Here is a 16,329-nt window from a genome sequence, read left to right as displayed (position 1 = left end):
GATTAAGTAAAGTTTGATCGAACTGATTATTTTATTTCTATTAAACTATTTGGCCTTACTCCAATTAAACTAATTAATTCCCGCATGGCAACAAAAAACATAGGGTAATCAACAGTACCACTGCCATGCAGTTGCTCCAATAACCTATTCCAGCGTCTTATCATTCGCTCATTACGATCCATCCATTTTTGGATGAGGGTAGGAACGTCATCGGATTTGTTTTTATCTGATTTTAATATTGATTCAGAAAGTGCTCTTTGAGCAAAATCCAATTCATCACGAATGGTTAAGCGCGATAAAGTATTCCAATGCCCTTCACGAGAATCGCGTGCGATCTGATCTCGGAACCAGAGCAAATTAAAGTGTTCGCCAACTAGAAAATAAACTTCTGTTGTTCTGAGCAAATCAAAATGATTTTGTGCTGCCACTTCGATAATATTTAGACCAGTATAAATTGCTCGATAAGTAGCAATGCGCTTAGCTGCTTCAGCCGGCAGTCCGGCAACTGTAAATTGCTGAGTAAGCGTCTCGTAATATTGTTTGGTTACACCGCCCATCAAGTCTGGTGTTACTTTTTCAATGGCTTTGATTTTCTTAGAAAAATACTTCACCAGCGTAGTCAAATCTTCTTGGAGATAATTAGAGTTTAAAAACCATCGAGTCGCTAAATTAAGAAAATTACGGATATTGTAGAGCATGTTGTATTGCTCGTTCATTTGCAGTTTAAAATCTAGCGAGAGAACAAGTTTTTGTACTTCGCGTGTTTCAAAAATGAGGGCAGTAACCATATAAGCGCGAACAATTTCACTCACTGTCGCACTATTTTCCATTTGTAATCGATAAATAAAGGTAATTCCCATTTCATTCACAACTTGATTACTCAATTGCGTGGCAATAATTTCGCGATGCAATCGATGCTCCTTCATTGCTGATTTATATTTTGCAACAATCGATTTGGGAAATGCTGTTTCTACCAATTGTTTAAAAATAGGTTCCTCAGGCAAGGATGAATTTAAGATTTCATTTTTAATATAAATTTTACTATAGGCTATTAAAACAGCTAGCTCAGGTCGAGTTAATCCTTCACCGATTGATTTGCGCTCTATCAATTTTTTATCGTCAGGTAAAAATTCTAATTTTCGATCTAAAAGACCCAAGCTTTCTAATTCTTTAATATAGTGGGTATGTAAAGTAATATTGATTTTTGCGCGTTGGGCTGAATAACTCATTAGTAAAGCCTGTTCGTAATTATCCTGTAATACCAATTCAGCCACTTCATCGGCTACTTTCGCTAATAATTTATTACGGCTTTTTTCTGATAATTTTCCAGCGGCAACCTGATGGTCTAATAAAATCTTTAAATTGACTTCATGATCGGAAGTATCAACACCTGCTGAATTGTCGATAAAATCAGTATTAATTAACCCTCCCGTTAATGCATATTCCACTCGACCTAACTGAGTAAAACCCAAATTTCCACCTTCAGCGACTACTTTACAGCGCAGCTCTTCACCGTTGACGCGGCAGTAGTCGTTGCTATGATCACCTACATCAACATTAGTTTCTGTGCTTGCTTTTACATAAGTTCCTATACCACCGTTAAACAAGAGTTGCACTGGCGCTTTGAGGATGGCACAGATGAGTTCATTGGGATTGAGTGCTTTTGCAGTGGTACCCAATACCGTTTTTATTTCTGGGCTCAGCGTAATCGATTTTAAACTACGGCTGAAAACACCACCGCCTTTGGAAATTAATTTCGGATTGTAATCCTCCCAGCTTGAGTTAGCTAAATTAAAAAGACGGACACGTTCTTTATAAGAGACCTCAGGATTGGGGTTAGGATCAATAAAAATATGACGATGATCAAAAGCAGCTATTAATTGAAGGTGCTTGGAATACATCATTGCATTGCCAAACACATCACCACTCATGTCACCAATACCGACGACGGTGATATTAGCGCTGGTTGCATCAATATTTAATTCGCGAAAATGACGTTTTACCGATTCCCAGGCGCCACGGGCAGTAATGCCAATCTTTTTATGATCGTAGCCGGTGGCACCTCCCGAAGCAAACGCATCGCCAAGCCAGAAATTATAACTTTTGGAAATTTCATTCGCGATATCCGAAAAAGCAGCCGTCCCCTTATCTGCTGCTACTACTAAATAAGGATCAAAATCATCATAACAAATAACATGCTTCGGATGCTGGAAAGTTTGTCCGACAATATTGTCGGTTAAGTCTAATAAACCTGAAATAAATAATTTATAACAACGAATCACTTCTGCTCGCAGAACTTCGCGAGTAGGATTGCTCAATTGTTTTTTTAATATAAATCCACCTTTCGCACCCGAGGGAACAATAATCGCATTTTTCACTTTTTGTGCTTTCATTAATCCCAACACTTCTGTACGAAAATCTTCTAAACGCTCAGACCAGCGAATTCCCCCACGAGCAACTTTCGCGCTGCGCAGATGAATCCCTTCAAATTGCGGCGAATAAACAAAAATTCCATATAAAGGGATAGGTAAGGGAAGATACGGAACCTCTGTTAAAGAAAATTTTAATGATAAATATTCTTTGGATTTTTTATTATCTGCTAACTGAAAATAATTGGTGCGTAAGGTAGCTTTAATCAGGGCTAGAAACTGGCGAATGATCAAGTCTTCATCGAGGCTTGAAACCGCTTCGAGCCTTTGTAAAACCTCTTGTCCCATTTCTTCCTTATGGTTTTTCACTTTTTTACTGGGATCGTGCATTTTTTTGAAAAGCTCAATCAAAACCTTGGTTATATCCGTGTTATGAACGAGTGTTTTTTCAATATAGGGCTGCGTGTAACGAAAATGAATTTGCTGAAGATAGCGCGCATAGGCTCGCAAAACCATCACCTCATGCCAGGCTAAGGATGCGCCTAAAACCAGCTTATTAAAGCCATCATTTTCTGCAAAACCAAAATAAATCTGCGCGAACGCTTTCTTAAATAAAGTAGAAGATTTATCAATTTCAAGTGTATCTTTTACATAACACACTGAAAAATCGCAGACCCAGACTGTCTGATTGCGGCTTAAAGTTAAATCATGCGTACCTACACTATAAGTAATTAAGCCCAAATTTTCGAGCATGGGCAAAATGATTGAAAGCGGTTTGGGCTGATCCCATAAAAAAAGACGAACACTCAGTGGATAGGTTTGTTTAGCAGTGTAATAGAAATCAATTTCAAGAGGGTTTTTTGCAGATAATTTTTCTATGTAAGGCAGATCATTGATCGCAACCTCAACAGGATAGGCATCGATATAGCAATGCGGAAAGATGTTTGCATAATTCTTAATAAGGGGAGAGCTTTTTTTACCTTTGTATAACTCAATAATTTTTTTTTGAAGCGCTTCTTTCCATGTCATCGCCATAATTTCCTGTCCTTGTGGTCGATTTGAGTAATAGCTCATTCCGTATGTTATTCCGAGCCTGGACCGCTCTACGCTCGGAATAAGGTACGAGGAGAAGAACTATTAACGATTTAACTTCTAGGCTTTTCTTTATCTGTTTGATCCTATACATTAATTTAATTGATGTAAACTGAGCCCACCAATGATTATCTCTTCTCCTTTAGATTATCGCAAAGCTGCAGAACGTAAATTACCTCGTTTCCTCTTCGATTATATCGATGGAGGCTCTTACAATGAACATACTTTGCAGGCCAATACTGCCGATCTCAAACAAATAATCCTACGTCAACGCGTTCTAAAATCAATCGAAAATTTGAGTTTTGAAACTGAATTATTTGGGCAGAAATTAGCAATGCCCATTATTTTAGCTCCCGTCGGGATAACAGGAATGTATGCTCGCCGCGGGGAAGTGCAGGCCGCTAAAGCGGCTGCGAAATATGGTATACCCTATACACTATCTACGCTATCGATTTGTCCGATAGAAGAGGTTGCTTCGCAAAGCCCGCAGCCTATTTGGTTTCAACTTTATATCCTCAAAGATCGTGGTTTTTTAAAAAATATGCTTGAGAGAGCTCGCGCAGCCGGCGCTCAAACATTGGTTTTCACCGCAGACATGGCAGTGCCTGGAGCTCGATATCGTGATGCTCATTCTGGAATGTCAGGCCGTTTCTCAGCAGGAAAACGGATTTTACAAGCTCTTACTAAACCTTCTTGGACTTATAACGTGGGTATTAGAGGGCGCCCGCATACGCTGGGTAATGTTTCAAAATACTTTGGTCACGCGATGACCCTGGAAAAATATATTGATTGGTTAACCACGAACTTCGATCCAACGATTAGCTGGAAAGATCTTGAATGGATACGTGACTTTTGGCAAGGCCCAATGATTATTAAAGGAATTCTTGACCCCCAAGATGCGAAAGATGCTATTCAATTTGGTGCCGATGCCATTGTTGTCTCTAATCACGGCGGGCGACAATTGGATGGCGTGATGTCAACAACGAAAGCACTGCCTCTCATCGCCGATGCCGTAGGCAATGAGCTTCCGCTCCTCGTTGACTCAGGCATACGTTCCGGGCTTGATGTTGTAAGAATGCTCGCTCTTGGCGCAAAAGGTGTCCTGCTTGGGCGCTCAGTGGCTTATGCATTGGCTACAGCAGGCCAAGCAGGTGTTGAAAATCTCTTAGCTATTTTCGCTAAAGAAATGGAAATAACCATGACCTTGACGGGAGTTACTTCCATTGCAGAAATTAATAAAGAGATACTTGCTTAGGCTGTGAATACGCACTAATAATAGCTCTTTTTTGTCGTGCGTAAAGGATTGATGGCTAAGCCCCCTCTTCGCGAATAGCGTCCGAAAACAGTCAATTCTTCGGGTTTACAAAAACGCATAATATCCATGAAGATTCTTTCTATACAATGCTCAGCAAATTCATTGTGATTGCGAAAGGAAACTAAATAGCGCAACAATCCAGCATGATTTATCTTTTTTCCTGAATAAATAATCTGCACACTAGCCCAATCAGGTTGGTTGGTAACTAGGCAATTTGATTTGAGTAAATTGGAATAGAGCTGCTCCTTAACCAGCGCTTTCTCCACCGTTAACAACAAAGGATCAACAGTGTAAATTGAGCAAGCCACATCCAATTCGTCGAGGCATATACCTTCAAAAGGCTGAATTTCTTCTCCATGAAATGGATTAATTTTAACAATAACTTTAGCCGCTATTTTTTTCTCAAGATCATTTATTATTTGACGTTGCACTGCCTCTGAACTAGCAAATTTTGTATTATTGAAAGAATTAAAATAAAGTTTCAATGACTTAGATTCAATGAGAAAAGGAGAGTGACAAGAATAAATAATTTCTGCTAGGGCAAAAATAGGTTTTCCCTTTTCATTTAACCAGGACAGTTCATAATGGTTCCACTTATCACATCCAAAGAAAGGCGGGGTCGATGAGATACCAAGTTCTTCGCGCTGTGCTCTCCTTGAAATAGAAAATAATTGTTCAGGATTATAATAAGGTTCATAGACTGTACTTTTGCCTAATAAAGAATCGTTTTCCTCTTTCATAGTATTACCCTAATTGAATCAAATATCTGACACTATAGGGTAAAAAAAAATCCATAAATACCGTATTAATACCCTATATGTTTCAATGATTATTAAGGTTTTTTTCTTAGAAGATCGTTTAGCTTAATAATTAATTCTGTCTTATTCTGGCAATGCAATTTCGTTTTAAGATTTTCGATGTAATGCTCTATTGTTCGATAAGATAAATTAATTTGTTTGGCGATTTCTTTAGCCGTTTGACCCTGAACTAAAAGCTGCGCACACTGCCTTTGTCGATAAGTTAGATTTAAATGGGTTGAATAATAGGCATTCTCCTCATTGGCTAACAAACCAATTTTCATCAGTATTGAAAGTGTTTCGGCAAGTGGATTTTCTCCTACTACAATGGAACAACCAAATAGACCTATCAGTTTATTTTCTAGATTAAACCAAGGGCATTTAATGGAAAGAGTCCGCAAAACCCCTTCATGCTCATCACAAATTTCTTCGTCAAACACTTTGCGCTTAGCAGATTGCATGACTGCTTTATCATTATCACGAATCGCTTCGCTTGTTTTTGATAACCGCAACCCAAAATACTTTTGACCAATCGCCTGTTTTGGAGAATCAAAACCACAGAAGTCTGCATTGCATTCATTCAATTGATAAATGATTCCCTCTGTATTTTCAAAATAAACAGAGCAGGGCCATTGCAATACATCTCCAACCGTATGCTGGATATCGAAATCAAAGGATTCTTTTTTGTAAGGCTTTGCACCAATTAATTTGATACCTTGATTGCTTCGATATAGGGATAACTGTTTACTAACATCCAATTTTACTGATTTCATTGTTTAATTAGACAGTGGTGATTTTTGCCTAGTATTTTACCATGGGAATGACAGATAAAACTGTCATTTTCTAAGGGCTCAAACTACAGTTGATAACTATGAGAACCCGCAAAAACAGGAAAATTGTATTATAATTAAGCAAAGGATTTCTAAGAATAAGGTCAAGTAAGATCATTCTTGGAGTTTAAAGATGAATAATTTTGTTAACGAAGTCATTGAATGCCAACAGTTAGATCAGGAGGATTCAACGATAGCTCACGAACAATTTTCGATTCCAACCGATATTGTTATAGATGGCATAGATCTGGTGGCAACCGTGCAAACAGCTGCCTAAAGTGGTAGTGGATCTAGGAGGTTAAATATGAACAATTTTATTAACGAAATCATTGAATGCCAGCGATCAGATCAGGAGGACTCAGCAATTGCTCAAGAGCAATTTTCAATTCCAACTGATATCGTTTTAGATGGCATTGATCTGATTGCAACAGTGCAAGCACCTGCTTAAGGTAGGCATTAAATTAAAATATGGATAACTATTTAGTTGAACCCAATCCGCATCAAGCTGGTGCAGGAATACTGCATCAGCTCTTTCGGGAGAAGCTCAAAGCTAGTTTTATTACTTTAATTCAAGAATGTGCCCGTGTTTTAAATCAATCTTTTCAACAGCAGCTCGATTTTATAACTAATTTAAAGGTTGCAAAAAAATTTTCATCTCGGCTTTACTCTAACTACTACTCATTATTGGCTTTTATGGTCAAAAACGACAGACAAAGTTGCAGAAAATTATGTGAGAATTTAACTACGAGCTTAGCGAATGATGATCTTTATGCATCAGAGCTTAATATTATTAATTTTCGAAATAAAGAATGGGATCTAAATTTTGTCAATGAGATTTTAAATCAAGGTCATCAGGGGGTTTACAATTGTATTAGCGAGCCCGATTTTGAATTAAATAAATCCCAAATTTATCAGGCGTTGGAAAATATTAAACTATCATCTAAGGATATGGATTCCGAAATTAGAGATCATCTGAATTTAATAGAATTAGTGGACGGAATTTTCAATATTTATTCCGCATCCAGCGTGAAATACTTAGGTGCCTTACCCGTTGCTATACCCCCTCCATCCATTGATCCAGTTTATTATTATTTTGATGTAATTATCCATGAAGGCTCCCATCAGCATCTCAATATTTTAATGGGTTTAGATCCAATTGTCTTAAATAAACCCGATCAAATGTTTATTTCGCCCGCCCGAAAAGTCCCTCGGCCAATGAAGGGTATTTTTCATGCTCATTTTGTGTTTTATCGACTGATACTCATGTACAAATTAGCTTATGCTTTTTTTGATGCCACTGACAAAAAGCATGAATCAAAAGACAAGTGTTTTGATAACATACGAATTAAAGAATTGCCCTGGAATTTCAATCTTCGTCTTTCTGCCTATCAGCATAAATTCAAAGAAGGCGAAATGATTATTAAAAAGCATGCTCAGCTTACAGATCAAGGATGGAAATTGTTTAATAACATGTCAAAGAATTTTAAAACTCAATTGGAATGACATTCAAAATGACTATAAATCAGCAAGAAAGAGAAATCATTCAGACCATTCGCCAATTTTCCCCACAACCCCGTTCCTTATTGGATGTAGGATGTGGTGAAGGAAAAGTCATCAAATACTGTCAAGAAAACTTGAAAATCGATGTGATAGGCGTTGATCAACACGCAGAAAATGTTGAGAAATTAATAGGTAAGGGAATTAAGGCAAAAGTTGGTGATGCTAGGGAACTTCCTTTTTCGAATGAACAATTTGATTGGGTTATTATTGCCAATGTCTTGCATCATATCCCCAATGCCAATAAAGCATTAAATGAATGCCTGCGAGTGGCTAAATTTGGCGTGATTGCGAGTGAACTCTGGTATGACAGAAGTATTAAATCTCAGCAGTATGGTCATGAGCTAGACAGCTGGTGTAAATCACTTCATCAAGCGCTGGGTTTCTATCATCGAAGATACCTCAATTCCGGAGAAATTATTGCTTTAATCCAAAAAATAAATATTGCATCCATTGACGTTCATTATGGCTTAAGTTTAATGGAAACAACGATCGATTATTGGCTGAACGACCAAAAAACCTATCTTGAGCAATTGCCTGAAAATCATGTTTTGCTGTGGGAGTTAGAAAATTTAAAAGCAAAATTTAAAAATAAACCTTTATGTGAGCCCGGTTGGTTGCAAGTTATTTTAAAGAAAGCAACTTAGCCTAAAATTTTATTCTTTTATAAAAATAACTTAATAGCAACAGTTGCATCGAGGTAATTACCCAGGCGAAAAAAATTGGCGATTCTTCAGGGATTAAAGCAACAATATAAACGGTAATAAAATTAGAAATAATATTTAAAGTCGCAAATAAACTAGCAGCAATATGTGCCTGTTCTTTTATATTTTCATAGGAATATGACGTTAAATTAGGGTACAAAATAGCTAAACCAAAAGTAACAATAGCAAAAGGAACTACAATAGCAGTTACAGAATAGGGCGTTAGATAACTACAAATTAAAAATAAAGCTACTCCAATCGAACTGATCACTAACCCAAATTTTACTACAAAATTGATATTATATTTTCTTATCAAGCTACTGTTAAAAAACGCTCCTAAGCTGAACATACATCCAATAAAAGCTGCAAGCCAACCAAAAAAAGATGCCGAAATTGCCAAACGATTTTGCAACAAAAAAGGACTAGCCACATTATAGCTAACAATAATATTGACTATCAGAATTGAATAGACAGTATGAGAAAAAAAATGCTTATCATTTAAGTATTCTTTAATGTAAAAAATATAGGATTTTTGCAGCTCTTTGCTTTTATTTTTGATTTTTGGAAAAATTAAAAAGGTTGTTAGCATGAGTCCAAGAGAAAGAAACAATAAAATGAGAAAATTACCTTTCCAACCATAAGTATCTTGGATATAACCGCCAATAAATGGAGCCACAATTGGTACTAATGCCAAAGCCGACAATAAAAAAGAAAAGACTCTTATCGACGCCTCCTTTTCATATTGCTCTCTGATAATAACCATAATTATAAACACGGATCCTAAAGAGCAACCTATCCCTTGAAGCACCCGTAAAATTAAAAAAATTGATATATTATTAATGAAAAAAATTAAAGCCGTCGCTAAGATAAAAATGAAATTATTGATCAGTAGTAATTGCCGATAGCTGCTTTTTCTAATCAAATATCCCGAAAAAATAATTGCTAACCCCATACCCAACATAAAATAAGAATAAGTTAATTGAATGTGAGCATTATTAGTATGCATTGCAATTCTCATTGCCGGCATCGAGGGAAGATATAAATAGAGTGATAACTGCGTTAATAACGCATTCATTACAAACGTCAAAAAAACAATCAAATTTGCAGGAATCTTAAGGCGAATCCACATTATTTTCCTTTGCATGAGACAAATGAGATAGGTATTTGTGATAATCATTAATAAAATCATCGCTATTTTGATATTCCAATATAGCCATATTCAGCGCGGGGAGGAGATTTTGGTCAGCGGGGCTCACGGCGATGCCCAAACCAAGACCATAAACCATTGGCTTACCTCTCGCTTCTAAAACACCGGATGAATGCTCTTGCCAATAAATTGCGCTAGGATTATCAATTAAACCCACATCAACCTTACCGTCATTCAAAGCTTGTATTAGGGCATCATCGCGAGTAAAAGCAACAAATTGTGAATCACCAAGCCCCAGCAACCTAAGTTGTTCAGCAAAAGCTTTATCCGCTAAACCAATTTTTTTGTTGGCCAACGATTGCAGCGTGAATGGTTTTTCGTCAGGCTGTTTTACTGCAAGAAAACGAGTTTTACTGACTAAATAAGGTACTGAAAAATTAACTCTTGCTGTTCGCTCTGGCGTAATGATAATTGAGCTAATAGCAAAATCTATTTTATTCAACTCTACGGAATCAAGTAGTTCATTAAAGGGCATCGGATTAAATTGGCATTCATAGCCCATGGTCTTACACACATGTTCCATCAATGAGATATCGAAGCCATAGACTTGGTTATTTGCCCCCAAGATGACAAAAGGAGGATCGTAAAATGAGACGCCCACTTTCAATATTCTGGCTTGAGCTTGAACAGACATTAGAATACACAACAAAAATAGCGCGAAACGATAAATTCTCATTGTTAATCCATTAAGTTAGCATCGTTCTTTTTATTATAAGATAGGTTGAGTACTAGCCCAACAAATTCGTTTGTTCTTAGAACACATAGATGCAAAAACTAAAATCGTGCTAGAATCCACCGCCTTTTTAGTGTTCTTAGCTCTTCTTTTTAATTAATCGACTTAGGATTTTTATTGATGATATTCGTTATTGGCCAACGTTGGATCAGTAATGCCGAATCACAACTCGGCTTAGGTATTATTACAGCTGTTAATGGCCGGCATATTTGCCTTAGTTTCCCTGCTGCCGCTGAAGAACGAATTTATGCAGCAGATAACGCGCCTTTAAGTCGAATTATTTACCGCGAAGGCGATACTATTTTTACCTTAGACCAACAACAAATCAAAATCACGAAAGTGACAGAAGATCAAGGGATTATGGTCTATACCGGCATTGACGATACTGGACAAGAAATAGATATTGAAGAGCTCGATTTAGATTGTTTTATCAAATTAACCACACCAGAGCAGCGGCTTTTTAGCGGTCAATTCGATAAATTAAGTTCATTCAAATTGCGCGTAGATACCTTAGCACACTTAAGCCGACTGCAACAATCGAAAGCACGAGGTCTATTAGGTTCGCGCACTAATCATTTACCACACCAAGTATACATCGCTCATGAAGTTGCCCAACGCTACGCACCACGTGTATTACTTGCCGATGAGGTGGGGCTGGGTAAAACAATCGAAGCAGGCATGATTATTCATTATCAACAACAAATTGGCCGCGCAACTCGGATACTTATTGTGGTTCCCAATACCCTCATTCACCAATGGTTGGTCGAGATGCTGCGGCGTTTCAATTTAAGCTTTGCCATCTTGGATCAAAGTCGTTACGAACGACAAGAGGATGAGGATAGTAGGATTGAAGAAGATTTTGATATTATTACAGAAACGGTCAAAGACAATCTTTTTGAAAGCGAGCAGCTTGTTCTCTGTAGCTTAAATTTTCTGCTCGAAAACGAACAGGCACAGCAGCATGCGATTGACGCCAATTGGGATCTCTTAATCGTCGATGAAGCCCATCATCTCCATTGGTCAGAAGAAGCAGTAAGTCCTGAATACAAGCTTATTGAACAATTAGCGGCGCAAAGCAAAGGCTTGTTGCTACTCACAGCGACTCCTGAGCAAGTCGGCATTCAAAGTCATTTTGCACGCTTGCGTCTGCTTGATCCTGCAAGATTTTATAGTTTTAGAGAATTCAAAAAAGAAGAAAGCAATTATCAGTTGCTCAATAAATTAGTACAGCGGCTAATGAGCTATCAGGAAACAAATCAAACTGATCAATTAAGTAGTGAATTAGCAGCGGAGGTTAAAAAATATCTTGGGGATCATAACTCTTTAAGCATCCCTACGATTATTAATCAATTAATTGATCAACATGGAACTGGTCGTGTTCTATTTCGCAATACGCGAGCGGCAATTTATGGCTTCCCCCAACGAAAACTGCAAGCCTATGCTTTACCAAAAACAGCTATTTATTCTGCAACAACAGAACTAGAATCTAACCTCTATCCTGAAACAAGGGTTGATCAGGTAGAATGGCTAAAAAACGATCCGCGCGTGGCTTGGCTCGTTGATAAACTAGTAGAACTTCGTCCTCACAAAGTATTAGTTATTTGCGCCAAAGCGGAAACGGCAATTGGCTTAGAAAATCATTTAAAATTAAATGCCGGTATACGAAGTGCCTCTTTTCATGAGGGTTTATCCATTATAGAGCGCGACCGTGCAGCAGCGTATTTTTCAGAACAAGAACAGGGTGCACAAACGCTCATTTGCTCGGAGATAGGCAGCGAGGGAAGAAATTTTCAGTTCGCCCATCACCTGGTTTTATTTGATTTACCGCTCAATCCCGATTTACTTGAACAACGAATTGGTCGATTGGACCGCATTGGTCAATACTATGACATTGAAATTCATGTCCCTTATCTGCTTAATAGCGCCCAAGAGAAGCTTTTTCGCTGGTATCATGAAGGGATAAACCTGTTTGAGAAAAGTTGCTCCGTTGGTTTTTCCCTTTTTGAAGAATTTGAAAACCGACTGCTGCCCCTTCTTGTCCAAGCCGATGGAGAGCCAGAAACTCTCAACCAGCTCATCGTTGATACAAAAACTCGTACAAAACAAATTACAGAGGCTCTGCACGAGGGCCGTGATCGTTTATTAGAATTAAACTCCTGTAAACAACCTGTCGCAAGAGAATTAATCGCCGACCTTGAAGCTGAGGAAACCGGCTTAGAACTTGAAAATTACATGGCTGCCGTTTTTCAGGAATATGGTATCGAGCATGAATATCACTCAGAATCTTGCGAAATATTGCGCCCCACCGATCACATGAAAACCACTCATTTTCCAGGTTTGAAAGAAGATGGAGTGACCGTCACTTACTCGCGTTCAAAAGCCTTAATCCGTGAAGAGATGGAATTTTTAAGCTGGGAACATCCCATGGTGTCTGAATCCATGGAGATGATTGTAGGCACTGAGATGGGTAATGCAACGATCTGCTCAATATCCCTCAAAGGTGTGATACCCGGGACACTCTTGTTAGAAACATTTTATACAATGAACTGTGCTGCCCCTAAACAACTGCAAATTGAGCGCTTTTTACCCGTTTCTCCCATTAGAGTATTAGTTGACCTGACAGGTAAGAATTTGTCAAAAATATTAAACTATGAGCAACTTAACAAACTCTGTGAGCCGCTGAAGCTTCATACGGGGCAAGCTATTATTAAACAAGTTCACAATGAAATTGAGAAAATGTTAGCTCACAGCGGTCAAATTGCCGAAGAGCAAGCACCAGAAATTCTTGCGAATGCAAAAAAGTTAATGCATGAAACCATTAGACCAGAGATTCAGAGGCTGCAAGCTTTACAGCAAGTTAACCCCTCTATTCGCAAAGAAGAAATTCTATTTTTCCAAAAACAACTTGAAGATTGCGAGAGTTTTATTGATCTTTCTGCAGTAAATCTTCAGGCCATAAGGCTAGTTGTTTCTAAGTAGACCTTAGCTTAGGCCCTCATCCCAAACGTAGCGAGGGATTGTAGATGACAGAGTGCTCAGCGATTATCTAAAATTTATTCTTAAATTTGATTAAGTAATCAAGCGCATCGAAAGCCTCTGTCACTCGCTCGCAATTCTCAACTCTATTTGTCAAAATATCCATACTAGGCGCAGCAATGATACCGTTTCCAAGCAATATTCCATCTTTCGCAAATTGGATAAAGCACTCTTTTACATGCTCCCAGATGAACTCATAATGATCCGTACTTCCTTTAAGAAGTAGGCTAAGGGGTAAATAGCCAGCGTGTGGATTACGTTGATGATAATATTGGATAACAACAGGAATCTCATAGGTTCCCGCTTCCACCGTCTCCACGGCATATTCATATTTCGATTGATTTAATAGATTCAAACAACTATCCAATTGTTTTTTTGCTAACTCTTTGTAGTAATTTGACCAAACAACCAATATCTTATCTGTGGACACAATTTATCCTGTCTAATTTTTTATGTGCTCATGAAGGCGCATTTTAAGGGATCTCAACCAGTATTGTCCATGTTCAGCTTGTCAGTTTTTTGTATAAAAAAAGCAATAAGCGGGGTGGAGTTTATATGTATTTAATATTTACATCTTGTAATTGAAACACATTCTTTGCAAAATCTATCCGCATGATTGTAATATACAACCTAGGTTTTTTGCCCTTTTAAGCTTTAAATGGTATATCCTATTGTCATTTTGGCTCACAAGCGTTTAACTTATGAGGCTAATAAGCAAGACTTTTAGTTTCATATAAGGATTTATATGTCTACAGAATTACTTAAAAAATTAAAACTTCCTATTTTATTGCTCGCAATACTGATTTTACCTATGATTTTTGGCCACCAAATTCCTGTCGCTCTAAAATCGTTTAGCTATGCTTTAAGCTTAAGTATGAAAAGCATTCTTGAGTTTTTACTACCTTTTATTATTTTTAGTTTCATTTTCTCTTGTCTTTCTAACCTACAAAAGGGAGCACTTTTTTTTGTCTTACTACTCATTGTGTGCGTATTTACCTCTAATTTCACCGCACTCATGTATGGCTATACCTCAGGTTATATAGGACTTAACCTTCTGCATTTTACTGCCACACCAATTACTAACTCACTACAGTTAACGCCAACTTGGCAATTTCACCTGACTAAGCTCATTACGAATGACGTAGCTTTATTAATCGGATTTGCTACCGGTATTTTCTTTTCTTTTTGGCCAAATGCAGCAGCTAAAAATATCGCCGCTAAATTAAATAAGTTAGCAAATGGCTTTCTAAAAAAGATATTCATTCCTTTATTACCTTTGTTTATTCTAGGATTTATATTCAAACTTGAGCATGAACATCTTTTACAAACTGCATTAACTTTGTATGGTCCAGTACTGGTTTTAATTATTCTCAGCCAGTGGCTATATCTGACTTTTTGGTATTTTCTTGCTAGCCAATTTAGCTTAAAGAAATTTCTTTCCTACATTAAAAATGTATTACCCGCCAGTTTAGTGGGCTTTAGTACGATCTCAAGCGCAGCAGCAATGCCCGTGCTTCTTCTATCGACAGAAAAGAATCTTAATGATGCTGATAAAGCAAAGATGCTTGTTCCTGCTATCATTAACATCCATACTGTGGGCTCTGCGATCGGTATTCCTATCCTGAGTCTTGCTACTATATCCACCTTTGGATTACCGCTTCCTTCTATTTCAACCTTTGTTATTTTTGCTCTCTACACTGCCCTAGCTAAGTATGCTGTTGCAGCAGTACCTGGTGGTGTGATTATTGTCGTTGCACCTATTTTGGAAGCTCATCTGGGTTTTTCCAGCGATATGGTGGGCTTAATAACCGCTGTTTATCTCATTTGCGATCCTTTTGGTACAACCGCAAATGTCACAGGAAACGGCGTATTTCCTATCATGTTTACCAAGCTACATAAGAAGTTCTCGCAGCTCAAACTACCTGCTTTCTTGGGTGGAAAAAGAGCCGAGCCCTCATCACCGCTCACGGGTATTGAAGAAGCTGAAGCTGGTTAAAAATCTTTGCGCATGCTCTAGCATGCGCCTATTTCACAATAAAAAATTTCTAAACCTCAGCTTGCGAACGCACTAGCCATGACAAAATTATCCATGCTGTCAGTGTTTTCTGCCTTAGTAAGATGATTAAAGCTATTCTGAATCATTAAAAAAGGTAAAGATTGTTGGATTAAATCCACCTTCACTTCTTTTTTCCAGCAACTATAGTCATTAAATTCTTTATTGTGCTTTCTAAACACAGCCGAAAAAGCAGTCCGCATCTCTTCGGAGTCAGACCAAGCAATAATAGGTATGGAGGGATGATTTAACCAGATAACATCGGCTAAGGCGGGACCATTGCATTTTACGCCATCGCTAGCACCAAGATCACCATCAAGAATAATGAGGGCAACCTCATATTGAGCTAAGTAGCACAACGCGCTCAAACTATCGTTAACAAGCTTTAACTTGATTTGCTTATTAATCGTTTCCAACAAACGTGACAAGCAAAAAGCATTAAATGCATTGTCTTCAACAATTAATATACGCATGATGAACTCCTTTCGACATTGCAGGCAGTATATCGAGCGAACCTTAAGGGAAAATTAAGCTTGCATAAATAAAACAATCAACGCTCTGCACAGGACAATTTTTATGAAGAAGATGAATAAATAAGAAATAACTCACTGATTTTAAAATAATTTCATATAATTC

The 16,329-nt window shown here is 37.7% G+C and carries 14 protein-coding genes; 7 read left to right on the top strand and 7 right to left on the bottom strand.

What is annotated here, in order from left to right; genetic code table 11:
- Positions 1–26: 26 nt before the first annotated feature.
- A complete protein-coding gene (locus tag Lnau_RS10460) occupies positions 27–3,404 on the bottom strand; it encodes an NAD-glutamate dehydrogenase domain-containing protein (protein ID WP_058505099.1) in 3,378 nt (1,125 codons plus the stop codon).
- 181 nt (positions 3,405–3,585) lie between these two features.
- Between Lnau_RS10460 and lldD the strand changes: the two genes are divergently transcribed.
- Positions 3,586–4,716 (top strand): FMN-dependent L-lactate dehydrogenase LldD, encoded by a 1,131-nt coding sequence (gene lldD / locus Lnau_RS10455; RefSeq protein ID WP_058505098.1) that lies wholly within the window; start codon positions 3,586–3,588, stop codon positions 4,714–4,716.
- A 14-nt stretch (positions 4,717–4,730) separates the two neighbouring features.
- On the opposite strand, the gene queF is transcribed toward lldD, so the two are convergent.
- Positions 4,731–5,516, bottom strand: a complete 786-nt coding sequence (queF, locus tag Lnau_RS10450) for an NADPH-dependent 7-cyano-7-deazaguanine reductase QueF (RefSeq protein WP_058505097.1) — start codon at positions 5,514–5,516, stop codon at positions 4,731–4,733.
- 92 nt (positions 5,517–5,608) lie between these two features.
- On the bottom strand, positions 5,609–6,346 hold the full coding sequence (locus Lnau_RS10445) for a response regulator transcription factor (RefSeq protein WP_058505096.1): 738 nt from the start codon (positions 6,344–6,346) through the stop codon (positions 5,609–5,611).
- A 190-nt stretch (positions 6,347–6,536) separates the two neighbouring features.
- On the opposite strand from Lnau_RS10445, the gene Lnau_RS16415 reads away from it, so the two are divergent.
- The 4 genes from Lnau_RS16415 to Lnau_RS10435 are packed head-to-tail and all read left to right on the top strand — an operon-like array spanning position 6,537 to position 8,607.
- Positions 6,537–6,680: a hypothetical protein gene (locus tag Lnau_RS16415; RefSeq protein WP_157070652.1), complete on the top strand. Its 144-nt coding sequence runs from the start codon at positions 6,537–6,539 to the stop codon at positions 6,678–6,680.
- A 27-nt stretch (positions 6,681–6,707) separates the two neighbouring features.
- Complete coding sequence (locus Lnau_RS16410; protein WP_157070651.1) at positions 6,708–6,851, top strand: hypothetical protein; 144 nt, start codon at positions 6,708–6,710, stop codon at positions 6,849–6,851.
- 20 nt (positions 6,852–6,871) lie between these two features.
- Entirely contained in the window at positions 6,872–7,906 is a 1,035-nt protein-coding gene (locus tag Lnau_RS10440) for an aKG-HExxH-type peptide beta-hydroxylase (RefSeq protein ID WP_058505095.1), read from the top strand.
- Between the two features lie 8 nt (positions 7,907–7,914).
- Positions 7,915–8,607 carry a class I SAM-dependent methyltransferase gene (locus Lnau_RS10435; RefSeq protein WP_058505094.1) on the top strand — a complete coding sequence of 231 codons (693 nt, stop codon included), beginning with the start codon at positions 7,915–7,917 and terminating at the stop codon, positions 8,605–8,607.
- 1 nt (position 8,608) lies between these two features.
- On the opposite strand, the gene Lnau_RS10430 is transcribed toward Lnau_RS10435, so the two are convergent.
- A complete protein-coding gene (locus tag Lnau_RS10430; RefSeq protein WP_058505093.1) occupies positions 8,609–9,793 on the bottom strand; it encodes an MFS transporter in 1,185 nt (394 codons plus the stop codon).
- A complete protein-coding gene (locus Lnau_RS10425; protein ID WP_058505092.1) occupies positions 9,777–10,547 on the bottom strand; it encodes a transporter substrate-binding domain-containing protein in 771 nt (256 codons plus the stop codon). Before Lnau_RS10425 ends, Lnau_RS10430 begins: the two co-directional genes overlap by 17 nt.
- 177 nt (positions 10,548–10,724) lie before the next feature.
- Between Lnau_RS10425 and rapA the strand changes: the two genes are divergently transcribed.
- Positions 10,725–13,583 (top strand): RNA polymerase-associated protein RapA, encoded by a 2,859-nt coding sequence (rapA, locus tag Lnau_RS10420; protein ID WP_058505091.1) that lies wholly within the window; start codon positions 10,725–10,727, stop codon positions 13,581–13,583.
- 67 nt (positions 13,584–13,650) lie between these two features.
- Here the strand turns inward: rapA and Lnau_RS10415 are convergent, their stop codons facing one another.
- A complete protein-coding gene (locus Lnau_RS10415) occupies positions 13,651–14,070 on the bottom strand; it encodes a 6,7-dimethyl-8-ribityllumazine synthase (protein WP_058505090.1) in 420 nt (139 codons plus the stop codon).
- A gap of 315 nt (positions 14,071–14,385) precedes the next feature.
- On the opposite strand from Lnau_RS10415, the gene Lnau_RS10410 reads away from it, so the two are divergent.
- A complete protein-coding gene (locus Lnau_RS10410; RefSeq protein ID WP_058505089.1) occupies positions 14,386–15,636 on the top strand; it encodes a cation:dicarboxylate symporter family transporter in 1,251 nt (416 codons plus the stop codon).
- A gap of 56 nt (positions 15,637–15,692) precedes the next feature.
- Here the strand turns inward: Lnau_RS10410 and Lnau_RS10405 are convergent, their stop codons facing one another.
- Positions 15,693–16,166, bottom strand: a complete 474-nt coding sequence (locus Lnau_RS10405; RefSeq protein WP_058505088.1) for a response regulator — start codon at positions 16,164–16,166, stop codon at positions 15,693–15,695.
- Positions 16,167–16,329 lie beyond the last annotated feature (163 nt).

Source organism: Legionella nautarum, assembly GCF_001467895.1.
GTDB classification, from domain to species: Bacteria; Pseudomonadota; Gammaproteobacteria; order Legionellales; family Legionellaceae; genus Tatlockia; species Tatlockia nautarum.
The sequence above is the reverse complement of the archived record's forward strand: the minus strand, read 5'-3'. Positions and strand labels throughout refer to the sequence as shown.